Annotated in this window: 15 protein-coding genes and 2 tRNA genes; 4 read left to right on the top strand and 13 right to left on the bottom strand. The window is 72.0% G+C overall.

Going from position 1 to position 17,885, the window contains the following annotated elements; genetic code table 11:
- The first annotated feature begins 133 nt into the window (after positions 1-133).
- A complete protein-coding gene (locus tag E8D37_RS08840) occupies positions 134-970 on the top strand; it encodes a DUF5324 family protein (protein ID WP_240770326.1) in 837 nt (278 codons plus the stop codon).
- A 102-nt stretch (positions 971-1,072) separates the two neighbouring features.
- Here the strand turns inward: E8D37_RS08840 and E8D37_RS08845 are convergent, their stop codons facing one another.
- Both E8D37_RS08845 and E8D37_RS08850 read right to left on the bottom strand, forming a co-directional pair.
- Positions 1,073-1,462: a DUF3817 domain-containing protein gene (locus E8D37_RS08845; protein WP_240770295.1), complete on the bottom strand. Its 390-nt coding sequence runs from the start codon at positions 1,460-1,462 to the stop codon at positions 1,073-1,075.
- The gene (locus E8D37_RS08850) at positions 1,459-2,376 is read right to left on the bottom strand and encodes an SURF1 family protein (RefSeq protein WP_136569390.1); all 918 of its coding nucleotides are present in this window, start codon (positions 2,374-2,376) and stop codon (positions 1,459-1,461) included. Before E8D37_RS08850 ends, E8D37_RS08845 begins: the two co-directional genes overlap by 4 nt.
- Positions 2,377-2,662: 286 nt before the next feature.
- Between E8D37_RS08850 and E8D37_RS08855 the strand changes: the two genes are divergently transcribed.
- From E8D37_RS08855 to E8D37_RS08865, 3 genes are all read left to right on the top strand, one after another.
- Complete coding sequence (locus E8D37_RS08855; protein ID WP_136569391.1) at positions 2,663-3,214, top strand: PAS domain-containing protein; 552 nt, start codon at positions 2,663-2,665, stop codon at positions 3,212-3,214.
- Complete coding sequence (locus tag E8D37_RS08860; RefSeq protein ID WP_136569392.1) at positions 3,211-4,149, top strand: methyl-accepting chemotaxis protein; 939 nt, start codon at positions 3,211-3,213, stop codon at positions 4,147-4,149. The genes E8D37_RS08855 and E8D37_RS08860 overlap by 4 nt, the downstream gene beginning before the upstream one ends.
- 225 nt (positions 4,150-4,374) lie before the next feature.
- Complete coding sequence (locus E8D37_RS08865; RefSeq protein WP_136569393.1) at positions 4,375-4,860, top strand: hypothetical protein; 486 nt, start codon at positions 4,375-4,377, stop codon at positions 4,858-4,860.
- A 12-nt stretch (positions 4,861-4,872) separates the two neighbouring features.
- Here E8D37_RS08865 and E8D37_RS08870 read toward each other — a convergent pair whose 3' ends face one another.
- The 11 genes from E8D37_RS08870 to dnaN form a co-directional block, all read right to left on the bottom strand.
- Positions 4,873-6,768: a potassium transporter Kup gene (locus E8D37_RS08870; RefSeq protein WP_136569394.1), complete on the bottom strand. Its 1,896-nt coding sequence runs from the start codon at positions 6,766-6,768 to the stop codon at positions 4,873-4,875.
- Between the two features lie 790 nt (positions 6,769-7,558).
- A tRNA-Ala gene (locus tag E8D37_RS08875) sits at positions 7,559-7,634 on the bottom strand.
- Positions 7,635-7,661: 27 nt separating this feature from the next.
- On the bottom strand, positions 7,662-7,787 hold the full coding sequence (locus E8D37_RS20290; protein ID WP_240770296.1) for a DLW-39 family protein: 126 nt from the start codon (positions 7,785-7,787) through the stop codon (positions 7,662-7,664).
- Between the two features lie 35 nt (positions 7,788-7,822).
- Positions 7,823-7,896 (bottom strand) — tRNA-Ile (locus tag E8D37_RS08880).
- A gap of 122 nt (positions 7,897-8,018) precedes the next feature.
- Positions 8,019-8,402, bottom strand: a complete 384-nt coding sequence (locus E8D37_RS08885) for a DUF3566 domain-containing protein (RefSeq protein WP_240770297.1) — start codon at positions 8,400-8,402, stop codon at positions 8,019-8,021.
- A gap of 149 nt (positions 8,403-8,551) precedes the next feature.
- Positions 8,552-11,299 carry a DNA gyrase subunit A gene (gene gyrA, locus E8D37_RS08890; RefSeq protein WP_206055655.1) on the bottom strand — a complete coding sequence of 916 codons (2,748 nt, stop codon included), beginning with the start codon at positions 11,297-11,299 and terminating at the stop codon, positions 8,552-8,554.
- A gap of 81 nt (positions 11,300-11,380) precedes the next feature.
- Positions 11,381-13,459, bottom strand: a complete 2,079-nt coding sequence (gyrB, locus tag E8D37_RS08895; RefSeq protein ID WP_136569396.1) for a DNA topoisomerase (ATP-hydrolyzing) subunit B — start codon at positions 13,457-13,459, stop codon at positions 11,381-11,383.
- 272 nt (positions 13,460-13,731) lie between these two features.
- Positions 13,732-14,298 carry a DciA family protein gene (locus E8D37_RS08900; protein ID WP_136569397.1) on the bottom strand — a complete coding sequence of 189 codons (567 nt, stop codon included), beginning with the start codon at positions 14,296-14,298 and terminating at the stop codon, positions 13,732-13,734.
- A complete protein-coding gene (gene recF / locus E8D37_RS08905; RefSeq protein WP_136569398.1) occupies positions 14,288-15,445 on the bottom strand; it encodes a DNA replication/repair protein RecF in 1,158 nt (385 codons plus the stop codon). The genes E8D37_RS08900 and recF overlap by 11 nt, the downstream gene beginning before the upstream one ends.
- 81 nt (positions 15,446-15,526) lie before the next feature.
- A complete protein-coding gene (gnd, locus tag E8D37_RS08910; protein WP_136569399.1) occupies positions 15,527-16,414 on the bottom strand; it encodes a phosphogluconate dehydrogenase (NAD(+)-dependent, decarboxylating) in 888 nt (295 codons plus the stop codon).
- A gap of 88 nt (positions 16,415-16,502) precedes the next feature.
- On the bottom strand, positions 16,503-17,639 hold the full coding sequence (gene dnaN, locus E8D37_RS08915; RefSeq protein ID WP_136569400.1) for a DNA polymerase III subunit beta: 1,137 nt from the start codon (positions 17,637-17,639) through the stop codon (positions 16,503-16,505).
- Positions 17,640-17,885: the final 246 nt, after the last annotated feature.

Genomic DNA, 17,885 nt, shown 5'->3' on the forward strand with positions numbered 1-17,885 from the left:
ACCGGCTCGTCCCGTCCACCCTGTCGGGTCGGGAGCGCACGTCCCACCCGGTGTGTCGCTCGGGACAGGTTCAGCACGGGCGCCGCGGGGCATGGTCTGATGGACGAGAACCTGTGGAGAGGAAGTGACGCAGATGCGTCTGCGCAAGAAGAAGAGCCTCGTGGAGCGTGCGGGGGACGTCGCCAGCCAGGTCGTCGACGAGGTGCGCCCGCAGGTCGAGGCCGCCGTCGCCACCGCCCGCGACGAGGCCAAGCACCTCTACGCCGAGGCCAACAAGCTGGCCGCGCCCTACCTGGCGGAGGCCAAGGACAAGGCCGTCCCGTACCTCGTGGAGGCGAAGGACAAGGCCACCCCCTACCTCCTCGAGGCCAAGGAGAAGGCGACCCCGTACCTGGTCGAGGCCAAGGACAAGGCCACGCCGTACCTGGTCGACGCCAAGGACAAGGCCGTGGTGCTCGGCACCGACTACTACGGCCGTGCCTCCGAGGCAGCCTCGCCGTACCTGGCCGAGGCGCGTGCCCGCGCCGCCGCCTACGCCGCGGAGGCGGCGGAGGCCGGGCAGACGAAGGTCGGCGAGCTGAACGAGCTGGCCTCCACCGCCGTGGCCGAGGTCAAGGGCGAGAAGCCCAAGAAGCGCCGCGGCCGCAAGGTTGTGGGTGCGCTCCTGCTCGCCGGCGTCGCCGGTGGGGCGGTCTTCGCCTGGAAGAAGCTCAACGGCTCCGACGCGGACGCCGGCTGGCAGACCGCCCCCGTGCCGCCCGCCCCGACGCCCGCTCCCGCTCCGGCCCCCGTGGCCGAGGAGGCGCCGGCCGCGCCCGCGGAGGACTCCGCAGAGGAGACCGTCGAGGACCCGGCGGGTGCCACCCCCGACGAGGCCGCCGCGGACGCTGTGGACGAGCCGATCGAGGCCACCACCCCGGACGAGCCCGCCGAGGTCGTCGAGCTCACCGAGGACGCGAAGAAGTCCTGATCCACGTCCCCGGCCGCACGGCCGGGACGGCGAAGGCCGGTCACCCCGTGGGGTGGCCGGCCTTCGTGCTGTCCCGTGCTGTCCGGGGCTGCCCGGTGCGACTCAGAGCCCGTACTGCGCCCGGGTGCGGGTGGTCGCGCGGTGCTCGGCCCAGAAGGAGAGGATCGGCACGGTGCCGCTGAGCAGCGTGACGACGGTGAAGCCGATGCTCCACCGGGCCTTGCGCGAGAGCCAGAAGGCGCAGGCCAGGAAGATCATGTACAGCCAGCCGTGCAGGATGCCGAGGTACTCGGAGATGAAGCTGCCCAGGCGCCAGCCGGAGCCGCCGGTGCCGGGCACGCCGCTGACGCCCTTCTCCAGCCAGGCCGCGTCGCTCACCAGGTAGCCGTAGTGCAGGGGGAGGCCGACCAGCACGAGCACGATCAGCAGGCACCCGACGATCCAGGCCATCGTGCGGTAGGCCTTGAGCGGGGTGCGGAGGGAGTCGTTCACGCCTCAGACGGTACCGGCCGGTCCGCATCGCCCCGGCGCCCGGGGCCGTCGGGGCCAGCGTCCTCGGCCGCGTCCTCGCCGCCCTCGCTCTCGCCGCCCTCGCTCCCGCCGCCCGGGCCGTCCTCGTCGCGCTCACTGCGCCCGGGCCCGTCGCCGGACTCCTCCACCACCTCCGGCTCGGCGATCCGGTCCTGGACCAGGCGCCACCACACCACGCAGGCGAAGGCGCCGAAGACCGGCCACTGGATGGCGTAGAGCAGGTTGCGCAGCCCGGTGTCGCCGGCGGCCTCGGGCAGCTGGGCCAGGTCGGCGGCCGCCAGGTCGTCCGTCCCGTCGTTGCTGGTGCCGGCCGCGTCCGGGTCGGCCACCACGTACCCGCTGTAGAGGTCCTGGTCGACGTGCTGGATCAGGTCGGCGATGCGGACCTGGGGGATGACGTCGTCGGAGCGGTCGGTGTCGACGTCCCCCGTGCCGTCCGTCGGCTGGAGCCAGCCCTGCACCTGCGCCTGGCCCGTCGGCGCGGCGGGGGCGTCGTCGATCGAGGCGGTCCAGCCGCGGACGACCTCGATGGCCGGGGCGTCGGCGTCCCCCTTGTCGCCGACCGCGAGGGGGGTGACGACCCAGTACCCCTCCTGGCCGTCGTGCTCGCGGCCCGAGACGAAGACGGTGCCGTCGGGCACCCAGGTGCCGGTCACCGTCACGGGCTGACCGACGTCGGCGCCGGGGAAGGGGTCGTCGTGGCCGAAGACCGACTGGAGCGTGACGGCGGGGGCCTCGGTGAGGTCCTGCGCCGCCGCGGCCCGCTGTGCCTCGAACGCCCCCCACTGCCACCAGCTCAGGGCCAGCGTCGCCAGCACCACCACGAGGCCGGCCAGGTGCAGGCCCCACAGCCGCGGGGAGAGGGCGGAGGTCACGGCCCCAGGGTACGGACCGTGCCCACGCGGAGCCGACTCGACGAGGTGGCCCCCACGGGCACGGCACCCGGCACGGCACCCGACACGCCGCCCTGCCCGGCAGGGCCGACCTCATACGTCCTTCACGACCCCGCGGATGAAGGAGTCGTGAAGATCCCTGCTGGCGGGGCCCATGGGCCCCGGACGTCGGGACCAAGGTCCCGACCAGCCGTCCCGCAAACGTGTGCGGGGCGGAGGGTGGGCCTCGAATGCTCAGGTGCCGACGGCCCGTCCCGAAGGGCCAGTCATGACCACCGCCACCCTGCTCACCGGTCGCGAGGCCCGTCTGGCGTCCGAGGAGCTCATCGTCAGCAAGACCGACCGTCAGGGTCGGCTCACGTACGTCAACGACACGTTCCTCAAGGTCTCGGGCTACACGGAGGAGTCCCTCATCGGGCAGCCGCACAGCATGGTGCGCCACCCCGCCATGCCCCGCGCCGTCTTCCGCCTGCTGTGGAACCGCCTGGAGTCCGGCCGCGAGGTGTTCGCCTACGTCGTCAACAAGACGGTCGACGGCGGCTACTACTGGGTCTTCGCCCACGTCACCCCCAGCCTCGGGGCCACCGGGGCCGTCGTCGGCTACCACTCCAGCCGCCGCGCCCCGGGCACGGTGGCCATCGACCGCATCCGGCCGCTCTACGACCGTCTCCTCGCCGTCGAGGCCGCCGTCCACGGTGCCCGCGCCCAGGCCGACGCCGGCTACCAGGCGCTCGAGCAGGAGCTCACCGCCGCCGGTCTCACCTACGACGAGCTGATCTGGCAGATCACCGACGCCCACCTCGCAGGAGCCTCCCGATGACCTCGACCCTCCCCCGCGTCGGCCGCCGACGCGTCGCCGCCGTCGACACCGTCGGCTCCACCCCCGCCTTCATCGCCGAGCTCACCGAGGTCTGCCGTCGCGTCGGCGACGGCGACCTGGAGGCGCGGATCACGTCCGCCGCCGGCCAGGGGGACGACCTCGACACGGCTCGCTGGGCCGTCAACCGCGTCCTGGACCTCTTCGACGCGTTCGTCCGCGAGGCCGGCGCCTCGCTGCTCGCCGCGACCGACCCGAGCAACGCCCGACGGTTCCTCGAGCAGGGCATGCCCGGCAGCCTCCGTGACGGGGCCCGCCGCATCAACGAGGGCGGCGACCTCATCCGCAACACCGCCCAGGTCGTCGCGGCCGCCACCGCCGAGCGGATGGCCCTGGCCGACGGCTTCGAGCAGGCCGTGGTAGGGGTGACCTCGCGCGTCGCGGACGCCGCGGTGGGCCTCTCGGACGCCACCCGCGAGCTGACCGGCAACGCCCGGGGGGTCGCCGACCAGACCGAGGTCGCCAAGGACACGATCGACTCGCTCGACCGCGCGGTGCAGGAGATCGAGTCGGTGGCCCGCCTCATCGACACGATCGCCAGCCAGACCCGCCTGCTCGCGCTCAACGCCACCATCGAGGCCGCCCGCGTGGGCGCGGCCGGCAAGGGCTTCGCCGTCGTCGCGGCCGAGGTCAAGGAGCTCGCCACCGAGACGTCCCGAGCCACCCAGCAGGTCACCGAGCAGGTGGCCGAGATCCAGGGACGCACGGCCCACGCGGTCGACGTCATCGGCCAGGTCATCGCGACCGTCTCCGACATGACCGGCACCGTGGACTCGATGGCCGGCGTCGTGGACGGTCACGAGGGCATGACCACCAGCGCCCACGGCCTGCAGGGCGAGGTCATGACGTTCCTCGAGCGGATCCGCAGCCAGACCTGACGCGCGCCCGGTCGTCGGCCGGGAATGGGAAACGGCCGCGGCCGACCCTTCCCCAGGTCGGCCACAGCCGTTGGGCAGGAACCTACCCCGACCCCGCTGCCGCGCCCAGCAGCGGGGTCGGCGTGTCGTGTCCGGATCTTGCGTAAACGTTTGTTATCCGGCGGCCGGCCCTGCCGATCTGACGCTCATGACCCCCACCCCGACGCCGGCGACAGGTGCCCGGCCGTGCTGAGCCTGCTGGCCGCGCTGGGGCTGGGCGGTCTCTCCGCCGTCGTCCCCGTCGTCAACGCCGAGGCCCTGGCGGCGGCCGCCGGGGGCTTCGGTGCCTGGCAGGCGGTCGGGCTCGTGCTCGCCCTCGCCCTGGGGCAGAGCACGGCGCGGATGGTCCTGTTCGAGGCAGGACGTCGCGGGTCGGCGCGCTGCGCGGCCCGCTCGTCCGCCTCGAGAGCCCCTCGGGCGCGGCACCGCGCCGGTTCACGATGGGCGGAGTCACGCTGGGCCGGCTGGACGCGGGAGCGGCTGAGCTGCCGCGGCTCGCGCTCCTCGCTCGTCCTGGCCTCGGCCGCGGTGGGCCTGCCGCCTCTCACGGTCATCAGCGTCGCCGCCGGCGCCGCGCAGCAGCCCCGCTGGGAGTTCTGGAGCCTGTGCGTGGTCGGGCGCATCGTCCGGTTCGGCGTCCTCGCCGTGCCCGCCGTGCTCGCGCTGGCGTGAGCGTCCCCGGCCTCAGAACTGCAGCCGCGCCCCCATCGTGACGGTGCGGGCGATCGGCAGGTTGAAGTAGAGCGTCGGGTCGGCGGCGTTGTGCGAGAGCGCCTTGATCAGGTTCTTCTGCCAGCGCCACAGGCCGGGGCGGTCGCTGGGCTCCAGGGTCACCCGGGACACGAAGTACGCGGCCCGGTCGAGGTCGAGGTCCAGGCCGTGCTGCGCGACGGCCAGGGCCAGCCCGGCCGGCACGTCGACGTCCTCGTCGAACCCGAAGTCGAGCCGCACGTGCGTGATGCCGTCGAACGGGTCACCCAGGTGGTCGATCGTGACGCGGTCCTCGGGCTCCACGCGCGGGACGTTGCGCGACTGGCAGCTCACCACCACGACCTGCTCGTGCAGCGCCTCGTTGAAGGTGACGTTCTCGCGCAGCGCGAGCGGCACCGTCTCCTTGTTCGGGTGGATGAACACGGCCACGCCGGGCGTCCGGCGCATGGTGCGCACGCCGCTGTGCTCCAGGTAGTGCCGCAGCGAGCCCTCGAGCTTGCGACGCCGCGCGTTGATGACGCTCACGCCCTGGCGCCAGGTGAGCATCACGGTGATGAGCGCCGAGGCGATGAGGACCGGCAGCCAGCCGCCGCTGAGGATCTTGGTGACGTTCGCGGTGAAGAACGTGGCCTCGACCAGCAGGAACAGCCCGCCGACGGCGATCGTCCGCTTGCGCCCCCAGCCGAGCCCTCGGTAGGCGTACAGGCAGAACAGGATGGTGGTGAGCATGAAGGTCGCCGTCACGGCGATGCCGTACGCCGTGGCCAGCGCGGAGGAGGACCGGAAGGTGAGCATGAGGATCACGACGCCCAGGAACAGCAGCCAGTTCACCGAGGGGACGTAGATCTGCCCGCTCTCCAGGCGCGAGGTCTGGCGGACGGTGAGACGGGGGAGGTAGCCGAGGCGCTCGGCCTGCCGGGAGACGGAGTACGCGCCGGTGATGACGGCCTGGCTGGCGATGACCGTGGCGGCGGTCGCCAGCAGGACCAGCGGCAGCTGCGCCCACGAGGGCGCCATCTCGAAGAACGGGTTGCCGGCCGTCGAGGGGTCGTCGAGGAGCATCTGCCCCTGACCGAGGTAGTTCAGCGTGAGCGCCGGGAAGACGACCGCGAACCACGCGAGCGTGATCGGGACGCGCCCGAAGTGGCCCATGTCGGCGAACAGGGCCTCCGCCCCGGTGATGACCAGCACGACGGCACCCAACGCGATGAACGAGGTGACGGGGTGCTCGACGAGGAACAGGACGCCGTGGTGGGGCGACAGCGCGGTGAGGATCGCCGGGTCCTCGGCCACGTGTCGCAGGCCCAGGAGCGCGAGCGTGAGGAACCAGAGCACCATGACCGGCCCGAAGAGCCTCCCGACCCTCTCGGTGCCGTGCCGCTGGTTCACGAAGAGCACCACGATGATGGCGAGGCTGATCGGCAGGACGTAGTGCGCGACCGCCGGCACCGACACCTCCACGCCCTCGACCGCGGAGAGCACGGAGATGGCCGGGGTGATGACGCTGTCGCCGTAGAAGAGGGACGCTCCGACGACCCCCAGCACCATGACCGCCACCGAGCCCCGGTGGGCCCGTCGCATCACCCGATGCGTGAGGTGGGCCAGGGACAGCACGCCACCCTCCCCGTCGTTGTCGGCGCGCAGCACCAGGCCGACGTACTTCACCGACACCACCAGGGTGATGGACCAGAACATCAGCGAGATGACGCCGTAGACGTCACCCGGCGTCGCCTTCACCGCGCCGTCGTCGATCGCGAACACCGTCTGGACGGCGTAGAGCGGACTCGTGCCGATGTCGCCGAACACCACCCCGAGGGCACCGAGGGTCAGGGCGGCGCGGGCACCCCGCGCGCCGGCGTGCGAATCCATGGGGACGCTCCTCACTCGCCGACGAGCACGGAACCCGTCCCGTCGGTGCTGCCGGAACACCCGGCGCAGCGAGCCGAAACTAGACCCGCCCGCTCCCCGCTGCCACCTCCGGGGTGGGTGCCGGGGTGACTGCTCGGACACACCGGACTGCTTCCGCAGACCCTCCCGTGCCCTGCTGCGTCCCGGCAGCTGCTGTGCCGCGGGTCGCTGGGGAGCGTTCGGTCCTCGTCTCCACGAGGACCGAAGCCGACCGGCGGGCGGGGCGTTCGGTCCTCGCGTCCACGAGGACCGAACCAGCCTGCCAGCCGGTGGCCGGGTGCATCAGTGCAGGTCAGCGGGACGCTGCAGGGCCGGTGCGGCCGTTCGGTCCTCGTGCCCACAAGGACCGAAGCCGACCGGCGGCCGGGGCGTTCGGTCCTCGGCTCCACCAGGACCGAACCAGCACGCCAGCTGGCCTGCGGGAGCATCGATGCAGGTCAGCAGGACGGTGCGGGGCCGGTGCGGCCGTTCGGTCCTCGTGCCCACGAGGACCGAAGCCGACTGGCGGGCGGGGGGTTCGGTCGACGCCGCGCACTCACCCGCCGAGCCCGCCGAGCCCGCCGAGCGCGTCGAGCGCGTCGAGTCGGCGAGTCCGTCCAGCCCGTCGAGCACACCAACGGGGTGGATGCGGTGCACCCGGCACACCGCATCCACCCCACTGCTGCACTTCGTCTCGGGCAGCCGGCCCGCCCGCCAACCGCGTGAAGGCCCGGAAAGGAGAAGAAACCGCAGGCTGACCTGCGGTTCCTCGTGGTGGAGCCTAGGGGACTCGAACCCCTAACCCCCTGCTTGCAAAGCAGGTGCGCTACCAATTGCGCCAAGGCCCCGTGACGGCGTGGCCGTCGGTGGGTGGATCAGGACCGCTTCACGTCGTCCGTGGCCTCGGCCCAGAGGGCCTGCTCGGCGCGGGTGCGCGAGAGCTGCTTCTTCGCGACGACGGCGACCCCGGCGGCGAGCGCCAGGAGGAGGATCTTCTTCACGGCGACTCCAGCGTGGGTGGCGGAGATGGTGCGGGTGGGCCTAACAGGACTTGAACCTGTGACCTCTTCCTTATCAGGGAAGCGCTCTAACCGTCTGAGCTATAGGCCCGTGGCCGGGTGTCCGGCCTCCGGCCCACCTGCATGTTTCCACGCGGTGAACCGAGAAAGGACGATACCCGAGGGTCCGGGACGGCAACAAAACGCCGCCGCCCCGGGCGGGAGCCGCGAGGCTCAGCGGTCCTCGGCGAGGGTGATCTCGATGCCGCCGAGGAGCGCCGCGGCCATGTTGTAGAGGAAGGCCGACAGCGTCGCGATGGCGGTCAGCAGGACCACGTCGATGGCCGCGATGACCATCGTGAAGCCCACGACGCGCGAGGTGCCGAGGTAGGTCTCGATGTCGAAGTTGCCCATCGAGTCCTCGCCGACGACGTCGGCGACGGTCTGGTTGATCGAGGTCCAGACGCCGGCACCGCCGAGCACGCTCCACACCATCAGCACCGCCACGACGGACACGATGCCGGCGGCGATGGAGAGGAGGAACGCGGTCTTCATGACGGACCAGGGGTCGATCCGGGTCAGGCGCAGCCGCGCGCGACGGGAGGGGCCGACAGCCACCTTGGGCTCCTTCTGCGGTCGGGGGTTCAGGGAGGTGTCCCCGTTCGACGCACTCCCGGCGGGCGCGGGCCGGAGAGAGGTCAGCCTGCCGCCGAACGTGCTCGTCTTCTCGGCAGGGGCGGGTCGGTCCTGGGTCGGACGCTCCGTCATCAGTCCTCATCCTCGGTTCGCTCGTCGGTGACGTCGGCCGCGTCCTCGGGGTGGGCCCCGGCCTCGGCGTCACTCACCTGCTGGGACGCCGCGTCGTCCGCGATTGTTGCATCCCCGGCTGAGATCTCCGGCTCCGTGTCCTCACCCGCCTCGTCGGGCTCCTCACGTGCCTCGACCGACCGGGCGACCACCGCGACGCTGTCGCCGCGCTTGGGCGTCACGAACTTCACGCCCTGCGTGGAGCGGCCGGTGGGCCGGAACGACTCGTCGATGGGGCTGCGCACGACCTGGCCGGACGCCGTGATCGACATGATCTCGTCGCCGTCCTGGACGATGAACGCGCCGACGAGGCCGCCGCGGTCGGTGTTGCCGAGCGCCATCGCCTTGATGCCGAGGCCGCCGCGCGACTGCAGGCGGTACTCGGAGATGCGGCTGCGCTTGGCGAAGCCACCGTCGGTCATGGTGAAGACGAACTGCGGCTTCACCTCCTCGACGGCCTCGGTGCTGACCTCGACGCCGGCGGAGTCCTCGGTGGTCTCCGCGAGGCCCGCGGCCTCCTCCGCCGCCACCTGGGCGGCACGGATCACCGAGAGCGAGAGCAGGTTGTCGTCCTCGCGGAACTTCATCCCGGTCACGCCGGACGTCGCGCGCCCCATCGGCCGCAGCTGGGCGTCGTCGGCGCGGAACCGGATCGCCTGCCCCTTGCGGGAGACCAGCAGGATGTCGTCGTCGCCGGAGGCCAGCTCGGCTCCGATGAGCGCGTCGTCGTCCTCGCGGAAGTTGATGGCGATGACGCCGGCCTGGCGCGGGGAGTTGTAGTCGGCCAGCCGCGTCTTCTTCACCAGGCCCGCGCGGGTGGCGAGGACGAGGTAGGGCGCCTGGTCGTAGTCGCGGATGGCGAGCACCTGGGCGATCTGCTCGTCCGGCTGGAACGACAGCAGGCCGGCGACGTGGCCGCCCTTCGCGTCCCGAGCCGCCTCGGGCAGGTTGTAGGCCTTCGTGCGGTACACGCGACCGGCCGTGGTGAAGAACAGCAGCCAGTGGTGGTTGGTCGTGGCGATGAAGTGCTCGACGACGTCGTCGCCGCGCAGGGTCGCGCCGCGCACGCCCTTGCCGCCGCGCTTCTGCACCCGGTACTGGTGCCGCTGGGTGCGCTTGGCGTACCCGCCGCGGGTGATGGAGACGACGACCTCCTCGTCGGGGATCAGGTCCTCCATCGAGATGTCGCCCTCGGCGGCGGCCACGATCTGGGTGCGCCGCTCGTCGCCGAACTTGTCGACGATCTCGGTGAGCTCGTCGGCGATGATCGTCCGCTGCCGGGTGGGGTTGGCGAGGATGTCGCGCAGGTCCGCGATGATCTCCTCGAGCCGGGCGAGCTCGTCGATGATCTTCTGACGCTCCAGGGCGGCCAGGCGCCGCAGCTGCATCGCGAGGATCGCGTCCGCCTGGATCTCGTCGATCTCGAGCAGCCGGATGAGCCCCTGGCGGGCCTCGGAGACGTCGGGGGAGCGGCGGATGAGGGCGATGACCTCGTCCAGCGCGTCCAGCGCCTTCACGAGGCCGCGCTGGATGTGGGCGTCCTCCTCGGCCTTCTTCAGGCGGAAGCGCGTGCGCCGCTGGATGACGTCGACCTGGTGCTCGACCCAGTGGGAGATGAACTGGTCGATCGTGAGCGTGCGCGGCACGCCGTCGACCAGCGCCAGCATGTTGGCGCTGAAGTTCGTCTGCAGCTCGGTGTGCTTGAACAGGTTGTTGAGCACCACGCGGGCCACGGCGTCGCGCTTGAGGACGACGACCAGCCGCTGGCCCGTCCGCGAGCTCGTGTCGTCGCGGACGTCCGCGATGCCCTGGACCTTGCCCGAGAGCGCCAGGTCGGCGATCTTCTCGGCCAGGTTGTCGGGGTTGACCATGTAGGGCAGCTCGGTGATGACCAGCGAGGTGCGGCCCTTGGCGTCCTCGTCGACCTCGACGACGGCGCGCTGGGTGATGGAGCCGCGACCCGTCTTGTAGGTCTGCTCGATGCCCGCGCGGCCGACGATGAGCGCGGCGTTGGGGAAGTCGGGGCCCTTGATCCGCTCGAGGAGCGCCTCCTGGAGCTCCTCGCGGGTGGCCTCGGGGTTCTCCAGCGCCCAGATAGCGCCGGCGGCGACCTCGCGCAGGTTGTGCGGCGGGATGTTGGTGGCCATGCCGACCGCGATGCCGGCCGAGCCGTTGACCAGCAGGTTCGGGAAGCGGCTGGGCAGGATGCTCGGCTCCTGCGACCGGCCGTCGTAGTTGGGCCCGAAGTCGACCGTGTCCTGGTCGATGTCGCGGACCATCTCCATGGCCAGCGGCGCCATCCGGCACTCGGTGTACCGCATGGCCGCGGCGGGGTCGTTGCCCGGCGAGCCGAAGTTGCCCTGCCCGTGGATCAGCGGGTTGCGCATCACCCACGGCTGGGCGAGGCGCACGAGGGTGTCGTAGATCGCCGAGTCGCCGTGCGGGTGGTACTGACCCATGACGTCGCCGACGACGCGGGAGCACTTGGAGAAGCCGCGGTCGGGGCGGTAGCCGCCGTCGAACATCGCGTACAGGACGCGGCGGTGCACCGGCTTGAGGCCGTCGCGGACGTCGGGCAGCGCGCGGCCGACGATGACGGCCATCGCGTAGTCGATGTACGCCCGCTGCATCGAGGTCTGCAGCTCGACGCGCTCGATGCGTCCGCCCGGGCCCGGGGGAGTGCCGCCGTCGGTGGGGGTCTCGGTCACGATCGCTCTTTCTCGTCGCGTCTAGATGAATCTAGGAAGGGTTCAAGACAGTGGTAGAGGACGGCATCGGCCGCCGTGCCGCTAGATGTCGAGGAACCGCACGTCCTTGGCGTTGCGCTGGATGAACGAGCGCCGCTGGTCGACGTCCTCGCCCATGAGGATGGAGAAGATCTCGTCCGCGTGGGCGGCGTCGTCGAGCGTGACCTGGAGCAGCAGGCGCTGGTCCGGGTCCATGGTGGTCTCCCACAGCTCGTCGGCGTTCATCTCGCCCAGACCCTTGTAGCGCTGGACCGGGTTCTCCTTGGGGAGCTTCTTGCCCGCCTCGGTGCCCGCCCGGAGCAGGGCGTCGCGCTCGGCGTCCGAGTAGACGAACTCGTGCTCGGCCGGCTTGTTCCAGCGCAGGCGGTACAGCGGGGGCTGCGCCATGTAGACGTAGCCCTCGCGGATCAGCGGCTGCATGAAGCGGAACAGCAGCGTGAGCAGCAGCGTGTTGATGTGGTGGCCGTCCACGTCGGCGTCCGCCATGAGGACGACCTTGTGGTAGCGGAGCTTCTCGATGTCGAACTCGTCGGTGATGCCCGTGCCCAGCGCCGAGATGATCGCCTGGACCTCCTGGTTGCCCAGGACCTTGTCGAGGCGCGCCTTCTCGACGTTGAGGATCTTGCCGCGGATCGGGAGGATCGCCTGGATGCGCGGGTCGCGGCCGGACTTGGCCGAGCCGCCCGCGGAGTCACCCTCCACGATGAAGACCTCGCACTCGGCGGGGTTGCGCGACTGGCAGTCGGCCAGCTTGCCCGGCAGCGAGCCGCCGGTGCCGAAGCCCTTGCGGGAGCGGGCGAGGTCGCGCGCCTTGCGGGCGGCGATGCGGGCCGTCGCCGCGGCCTGGGCCTTGCGGACGATGTCCTTGCCCTCGTTGGGGTTGGCCTCCATCCACGCGCCGAACTCGTCGTGGACGACGCGCTGGGTGAAGCCCTTGGCCTCGGTGTTGCCCAGCTTGGTCTTGGTCTGGCCCTCGAACTGCGGCTCGGCGAGCTTGATCGAGATGATCGCGGTGAGGCCCTCGCGGATGTCGTCGCCCGACACCCGGTCCTCCTTCTTCTTGATCAGGCCCCAGTCCTCGCCCTTGCTGTTGACCAGCGAGGTGAGGGCCGCACGGAAGCCCTCCTCGTGGGTGCCGCCCTCGTGGGTGTTGATCGTGTTGGCGAAGGTGTGGACCGACTCGGTGAACGAGGTGTTCCACTGCATCGCGATCTCGACGCTCATGTGGTTCTCGACGCTCGGCGGGGTCTCCGCCTCGAAGGAGATGATCGAGGGGGTCGCGATCGTCTTGCGCTTGTTGAGGTGCTCGACGTAGTCGACGAGGCCGCGCTCGAACTTGAAGACCTGCTCCAGCGCCCCTCCCTCGCCGCGCACAGGCCCGGCGAGGTGCTCGGCCTCGTCCTCGACCGGCTCGCCGTCGACGGCCTCCGCCACGGCCTGGCCCTCGGGGCGCTCGTCGCGGACGACGATCTCCAGCCCCTTGTTGAGGAACGCCATCTCGCGGATGCGGGTGGTGATCGTCTCGAGGTTGTACGTGGTGGTCTCGAAGATGTCGGGGGAGGCGTAGAAGGTCACCGTGGTGCCGGTGCGCTCGCCCTCCTCCATCGGGCGGACCTCCTCGAGCGGCCCGTCGGGGTCGCCCAGGGTGAAGGTCTGGCGCCAGAGGTGGCCGCGGTTCTTGACCTCGGCGATCACCTTGCTGGAGAGGGCGTTGACGACGGAGACGCCCACGCCGTGCAGGCCGCCGGACACCTTGTAGCCGCCGCCGCCGAACTTGCCGCCCGCGTGCAGGACGGTGAGCGCCAGCGTCAGCGCCGGCATCTCCTGGCCCGGGGCGGTGTCGGTGGGGATGCCTCGACCGTTGTCCTCGACGCGGACCGCGCCGTCCTCGGTCAGGGTGATGACGATGCGGTCGCAGTGGCCCGCCAGCGCCTCGTCGACCGCGTTGTCCACGATCTCCCAGATGAGGTGGTGCAGACCCCGCTCGCCGGTGGAGCCGATGTACATGCCGGGTCGCTTGCGCACCGCCTCGAGACCCTCGAGGACGGTGATCGCCGACGCGTCGTAGGCGACCTCGTCGCCACTGCCGTCCGGGACTCCAGCCTGCTCGCTCACTGCCACCTCTTCCCAGGGGCCCGGGTCCGACCGGGGGGTCGTCGGGCCTCGCGCAACACGGCGGGCCGCACAGCAGCGGCCCGAGTGGTCATGATAGCCGCTGAGCGCCTCAGAGCCACGTAGCCACCCGTGCGGCTGGGGATCCAGCTCGCTTCGATGCCCCTGAAACCCCCGGAACGGCCTCTCAGAGCGCCCAGCAGGGGGTCCGACAGGTACCGATACGGCCGAGAGGCGCCCGGATCGGCTCAGGAGGGCTCAGGTGGGGTCGGGCCCCCGACTCAGCCGTAGGTGTCGCGCGGGCCACGTCCCTTGACCCGGCGAGGGCCGCGCGACCAGGAGGGCGCCTGCGGTCCCTGGACGTCGAGCACCGTGACGGTGCCGGGGCCCAGGTCGTCGTTCAGCCGGGCCAGGACCTGGGTCTGGAGCAGCCGCAGCTGGGTGGCCCAGGCGGTCGAGTCGGTGCGCACGACCAGCCGTCCCTCCGCGAAGGACTCCGGCGTGCAGTGCGCGCCGATCTCCTCGCCGACGATCTCCACCCAGCGGGCGAAGACGCCGTGCACCCGCAGGTCCAGGGCCCAGCCGTGGTCCGCGACCAGTCGCGACAGCGTGCCCTCGAGGAGCTGGGGGTCGCGGTCGTCCAGGCCGCGCGGTGACGTACCGGGGGCGGGCCGGGGCCTGCGGCGGCGGCGCTTGTCCGCCGGCAGACCCCCGGCCGCGGTGGCGCGGGCGATCCGGCGGGCGAGGTCGAGGCCGTCGTCCTGGTGCGGCTCCGCGCCCTCGCCCGCGCCCTCGTCCGGGGCATCGGGAGCGGGGACGCCGGCCTCCGGCTCCTCGTCAGCCGACACGGGTCACCTCGCCGGCGCTGACGGTGAACCGGGCCCCGGCGAGGGCCGGCGGGACGTCCTCGGCCACCGCCGCGGTCACCAGGACCTGCTCGGCACCGGCCACCATCTCGGCGAGCTGGGCCCGGCGACCGGCGTCCAGCTCGGCGAAGACGTCGTCGAGGATGAGGATAGGGTCGTCGCCGTCGTCGCGCAGGAGGTCGAACGAGGCCAGCCGCAGGGCCAGCGCGAACGACCACGACTCACCGTGGCTCGCGTAGCCCTTCACCGGCAGCCGCGGGCCGTCCTCGGAGCCGATCGTGAGGAGGAGGTCGTCGCGGTGCGGGCCGACCAGGCACACGCCGCGCTCCAGCTCGTCGCGCCGACGCGCCTCGAGCTCGACCAGCAGCACCTCCTCCAGCGTCCCCGCGTCGCGGCTCCCCGGTGCGGGCAGCTCGAGGCTCGGCCGGTACTCGACGTGCGCGTCGTCGCGCCCGGCACCGCGGGCGACGGCCTCGTAGGCGCGGGCCAGGTACGGGCGGAGGTCGTCGACCAGGCGGAGCCGCTCCGCGAGCAGCTCGGCTCCGGTGCGGGCCAGGTGGGAGTCCCACACCGAGAGGGTGGCCAGCGCCCCCTCCGCCGACGAGGACCCGCGGCGGGCGGCGCCGGCGGTCTTGAGCAGGGAGCTGCGCTGCCGCAGCACCCGGTCGTAGTCCGAGCGGACGCCGGCCAGGCGGGGCGCCCGCAGGACCAGCAGGTCGTCCAGGAACCGTCGGCGCTCGCCGGGGTCCCCCTTGACCAGCGCCAGGTCCTCGGGGGAGAAGACGACGGTGCGGACGAGGCCGACGAGGTCACGCGTGCGGGGGAGCTGGGAGCGGTTGACCCGGGCCCGGTTGGCGCGACCCGGGTTGAGCTCCACCTCGAGCACCGCCGTCCGACCCTCGCGGACCACGGCGGCCCGCACCAGCGCCTGGTCGGCCCCGGAGCGGACGAGGGGGGCGTCGCTGGCCACCCGGTGCGAGGAGAGCCGGGACAGGTAGTCGACCGCCTCGACCAGGTTGGTCTTGCCCTGGCCGTTGCGACCCACGAACGCCGTGACCCCGGCCTCCAGCGCGACGTCCACCTGCTCGTAGGACCGGAACTGGTGCAGGGTCAGGTGGGAGACGTGCATGGCGGACGGGGTCGGTGGCGTGCCGGGTCGTGCGGCCGACCGGACGGCCGACCGTGGGGTCGGCCGCCGGCCTCGCGGGCCTCAGGCGTCCTTGCCGCCGGAGCGCACGGCGTGCCCGCCGAACTGGTTGCGCATGGCCGCGATGGCCTTCATGGCGGGCGAGTCGTCCTGCCGCGAGGTGAAGCGGGCGAACAGCGAGGAGGCGATCACGTGCATCGGCACGGCGTTGTCGATGGCGGCCTCGACGGTCCACCGGCCCTCGCCGGAGTCCTCGGCGTAGCCGCGCAGGGCGTCCAGGTGCTCGTCGTCCTCGAGGGCCGCGGTGAGCAGGTCGAGGAGCCAGGAGCGGATGACCGTGCCGGTGCGCCAGGAGTCGAAGACCTCGGGCACGTTCTCGACGATGTCGACGGCCTCGAGGAGCTCCCAGCCCTCGGCGTAGCTCTGCATCATCGCGTACTCGATGCCGTTGTGGACCATCTTGGCGAAGTGGCCGGCACCGGGCTTGGAGCCCGCGTGGACGAAGCCACCGTCGGCGGGCTTGAGCGCGTCGAAGGCCGGCTGCACCTTCGCCACGTCCTCGGGCGCGCCGCCGCACATGAGCGCGTAGCCGTTCTTCAGGCCCCACACGCCGCCGGAGACGCCGCAGTCGACGAAGCCGATGCCCTTGGCGCCGAGCTCCTCGGCGTGGCGCACGTCGTCGGTCCACTTGGAGTTGCCGCCGTCGACGACCAGGTCGCCCTCGGAGAGGAGCTCGCCGAGCTGCGCGACCGTGTCGTGGGTGGGCTTGCCGTGCGGGACCATCACCCAGACCACCTTGGGGCTGGGCAGTGCCTCGACGAGGGCCTCGAGGCTGTCGACGTCACGCAGGCTCGGGTCGAAGTCGAAGCCGGTGACCGTGTGCCCCGCCTCGCGCAGGCGGGTGCGCATGTTGCCGCCCATCTTGCCGAGACCGACCAGTCCGATGTGCATGCGAGCTCCTAGAGGTGCGTGGTGTGGAGGGTCCGGCGGGGCACCGCGGACCGGGGGAGAGCCCCCGCCTCGCACGGTACCCAGGTGATCAGGAGAGCAGTCGCCTCGGCATGAGCAGGTAGCGGAATCCCGTGGGCTGCTCGGCGTCGGAGGTGCCCGAGATCACGACGGGCTTGGACGGCTGCGTGAAGGCCATCTCGACGACAGGCTCGTCGATCGCGGTCAGGCCGTCCAGCAGGTACTGCGGGTTGAAGCCCGTGGTGAGCTCGTCGCCGTTGATGTCGGCCTCCACCGACTCGGAGGCCTGCGCCTCGTCGCCGGAGCCGGCGTCGAGGGTGAGGACGCCGTCGACGAAGGCGAGCTGCACGGCCGTGTTGCGCTCGGCCACGAGCGACACGCGGCGGACGGACTCCACGAGGGCGGCCTTGTCGACCTTGGCCATCGTCAGGTGCTCGCTGGGGAACAGGCTGCGGACCTTGGGGAACTCGCCGTCGAGCAGGCGGGTGGTGGTGCGACGGACGCCGCCGGCACCCGCGCCCTCGAAGCCGATGATCCCCTCGCCGCCGTTCCCGGCGGACAGCGCGATGGTGATCTCGTCGCCCGCGGTCAGCGACTTGGCGGTGTCGGCCAGGACCTTCGCGGGAACGAGGGCCGCCACCGTGGCGTCCGGGGTGTGCGGGTTCCAGCCGAGCTCGCGGTGGCTCAGGCGGAACCGGTCCGTGGCCAGGAGCGAGATGGTCGAGCCGTCGATCTCCAGCCGCACGCCGGTGAGCACCGGGAGCATGTCGTCCTTGCCGGCGGCCGTGACCGCCTGGGCGACGGCGTGGGCGAAGAGCGCGGAGTCGACCGTCCCGGTGGCGCTCGGCATGTCGGGGAGGCTCGGGTAGTCCTCGACCGGCATGGTCTGGAGGCTGAAGCGCGCGCTGCCGCAGGTGAGTGAGACGCGCGCGCCGTCGAGGACCATCTCGACGGGCTTGGCGGGGAGGCTGCGGCAGATGTCGGCCAGCAGTCGGCCGCTCACCAGGGCGCGGCCGTCCTCGGAGACGTCGGCGGCGAGCGTGGCTCGCGCCGAGGTCTCGTAGTCGAAGGAGGACAGCACCAGGCCGTCGTCGCCAGCCTGGATCAGGAGGCCGGCGAGGACCGGGACGCTCGGTCGGGCGGGCAGGCTGCGGGCTGCCCAGGCGACGGCGTCGGCCAGCACGTCGCGTTCGACGCGGAACTTCACGGTGTGGTCCCTCTCCACGTGATGGCGCGCCGGCGGTTGCACGGCTCGCGGATCCTGAATCCTGCCACGCGTGCCCGCGGGCGAGGGAGCGGCCGGGGGTTTTGTGGTTCCTCGGCTGCTGATCGCACGTCCGGTGGCACCTTCGTGCCACCTTGGACAGACACGCTCCGGCGGCGTTATCCCCAGGAAGGGGCCCGGGAGAGGTTCGTCGGATTTCGGGGACGTTGAGGGATCCAGAGTCGTCAT

Origin of the sequence: Nocardioides sp. GY 10127 (assembly GCF_004919085.1) — a bacterium.
Classification (GTDB): domain Bacteria; phylum Actinomycetota; class Actinomycetes; order Propionibacteriales; family Nocardioidaceae; genus Nocardioides.

Coding starts and splice junctions, on each gene's coding strand:
- E8D37_RS08860 (WP_136569392.1), top strand. CDS start 3,211: ATGACCTCGACCCTCCCCCGCGTCGGCCGCCGACGCGTCGCCGCCGTC.
- E8D37_RS08840 (WP_240770326.1), top strand. CDS start 134: ATGCGTCTGCGCAAGAAGAAGAGCCTCGTGGAGCGTGCGGGGGACGTC.
- recF (WP_136569398.1), bottom strand. CDS start 15,445: ATGCACGTCTCCCACCTGACCCTGCACCAGTTCCGGTCCTACGAGCAG.
- gnd (WP_136569399.1), bottom strand. CDS start 16,414: ATGCACATCGGACTGGTCGGTCTCGGCAAGATGGGCGGCAACATGCGC.
- E8D37_RS08855 (WP_136569391.1), top strand. CDS start 2,663: ATGACCACCGCCACCCTGCTCACCGGTCGCGAGGCCCGTCTGGCGTCC.
- E8D37_RS08870 (WP_136569394.1), bottom strand. CDS start 6,768: ATGGATTCGCACGCCGGCGCGCGGGGTGCCCGCGCCGCCCTGACCCTC.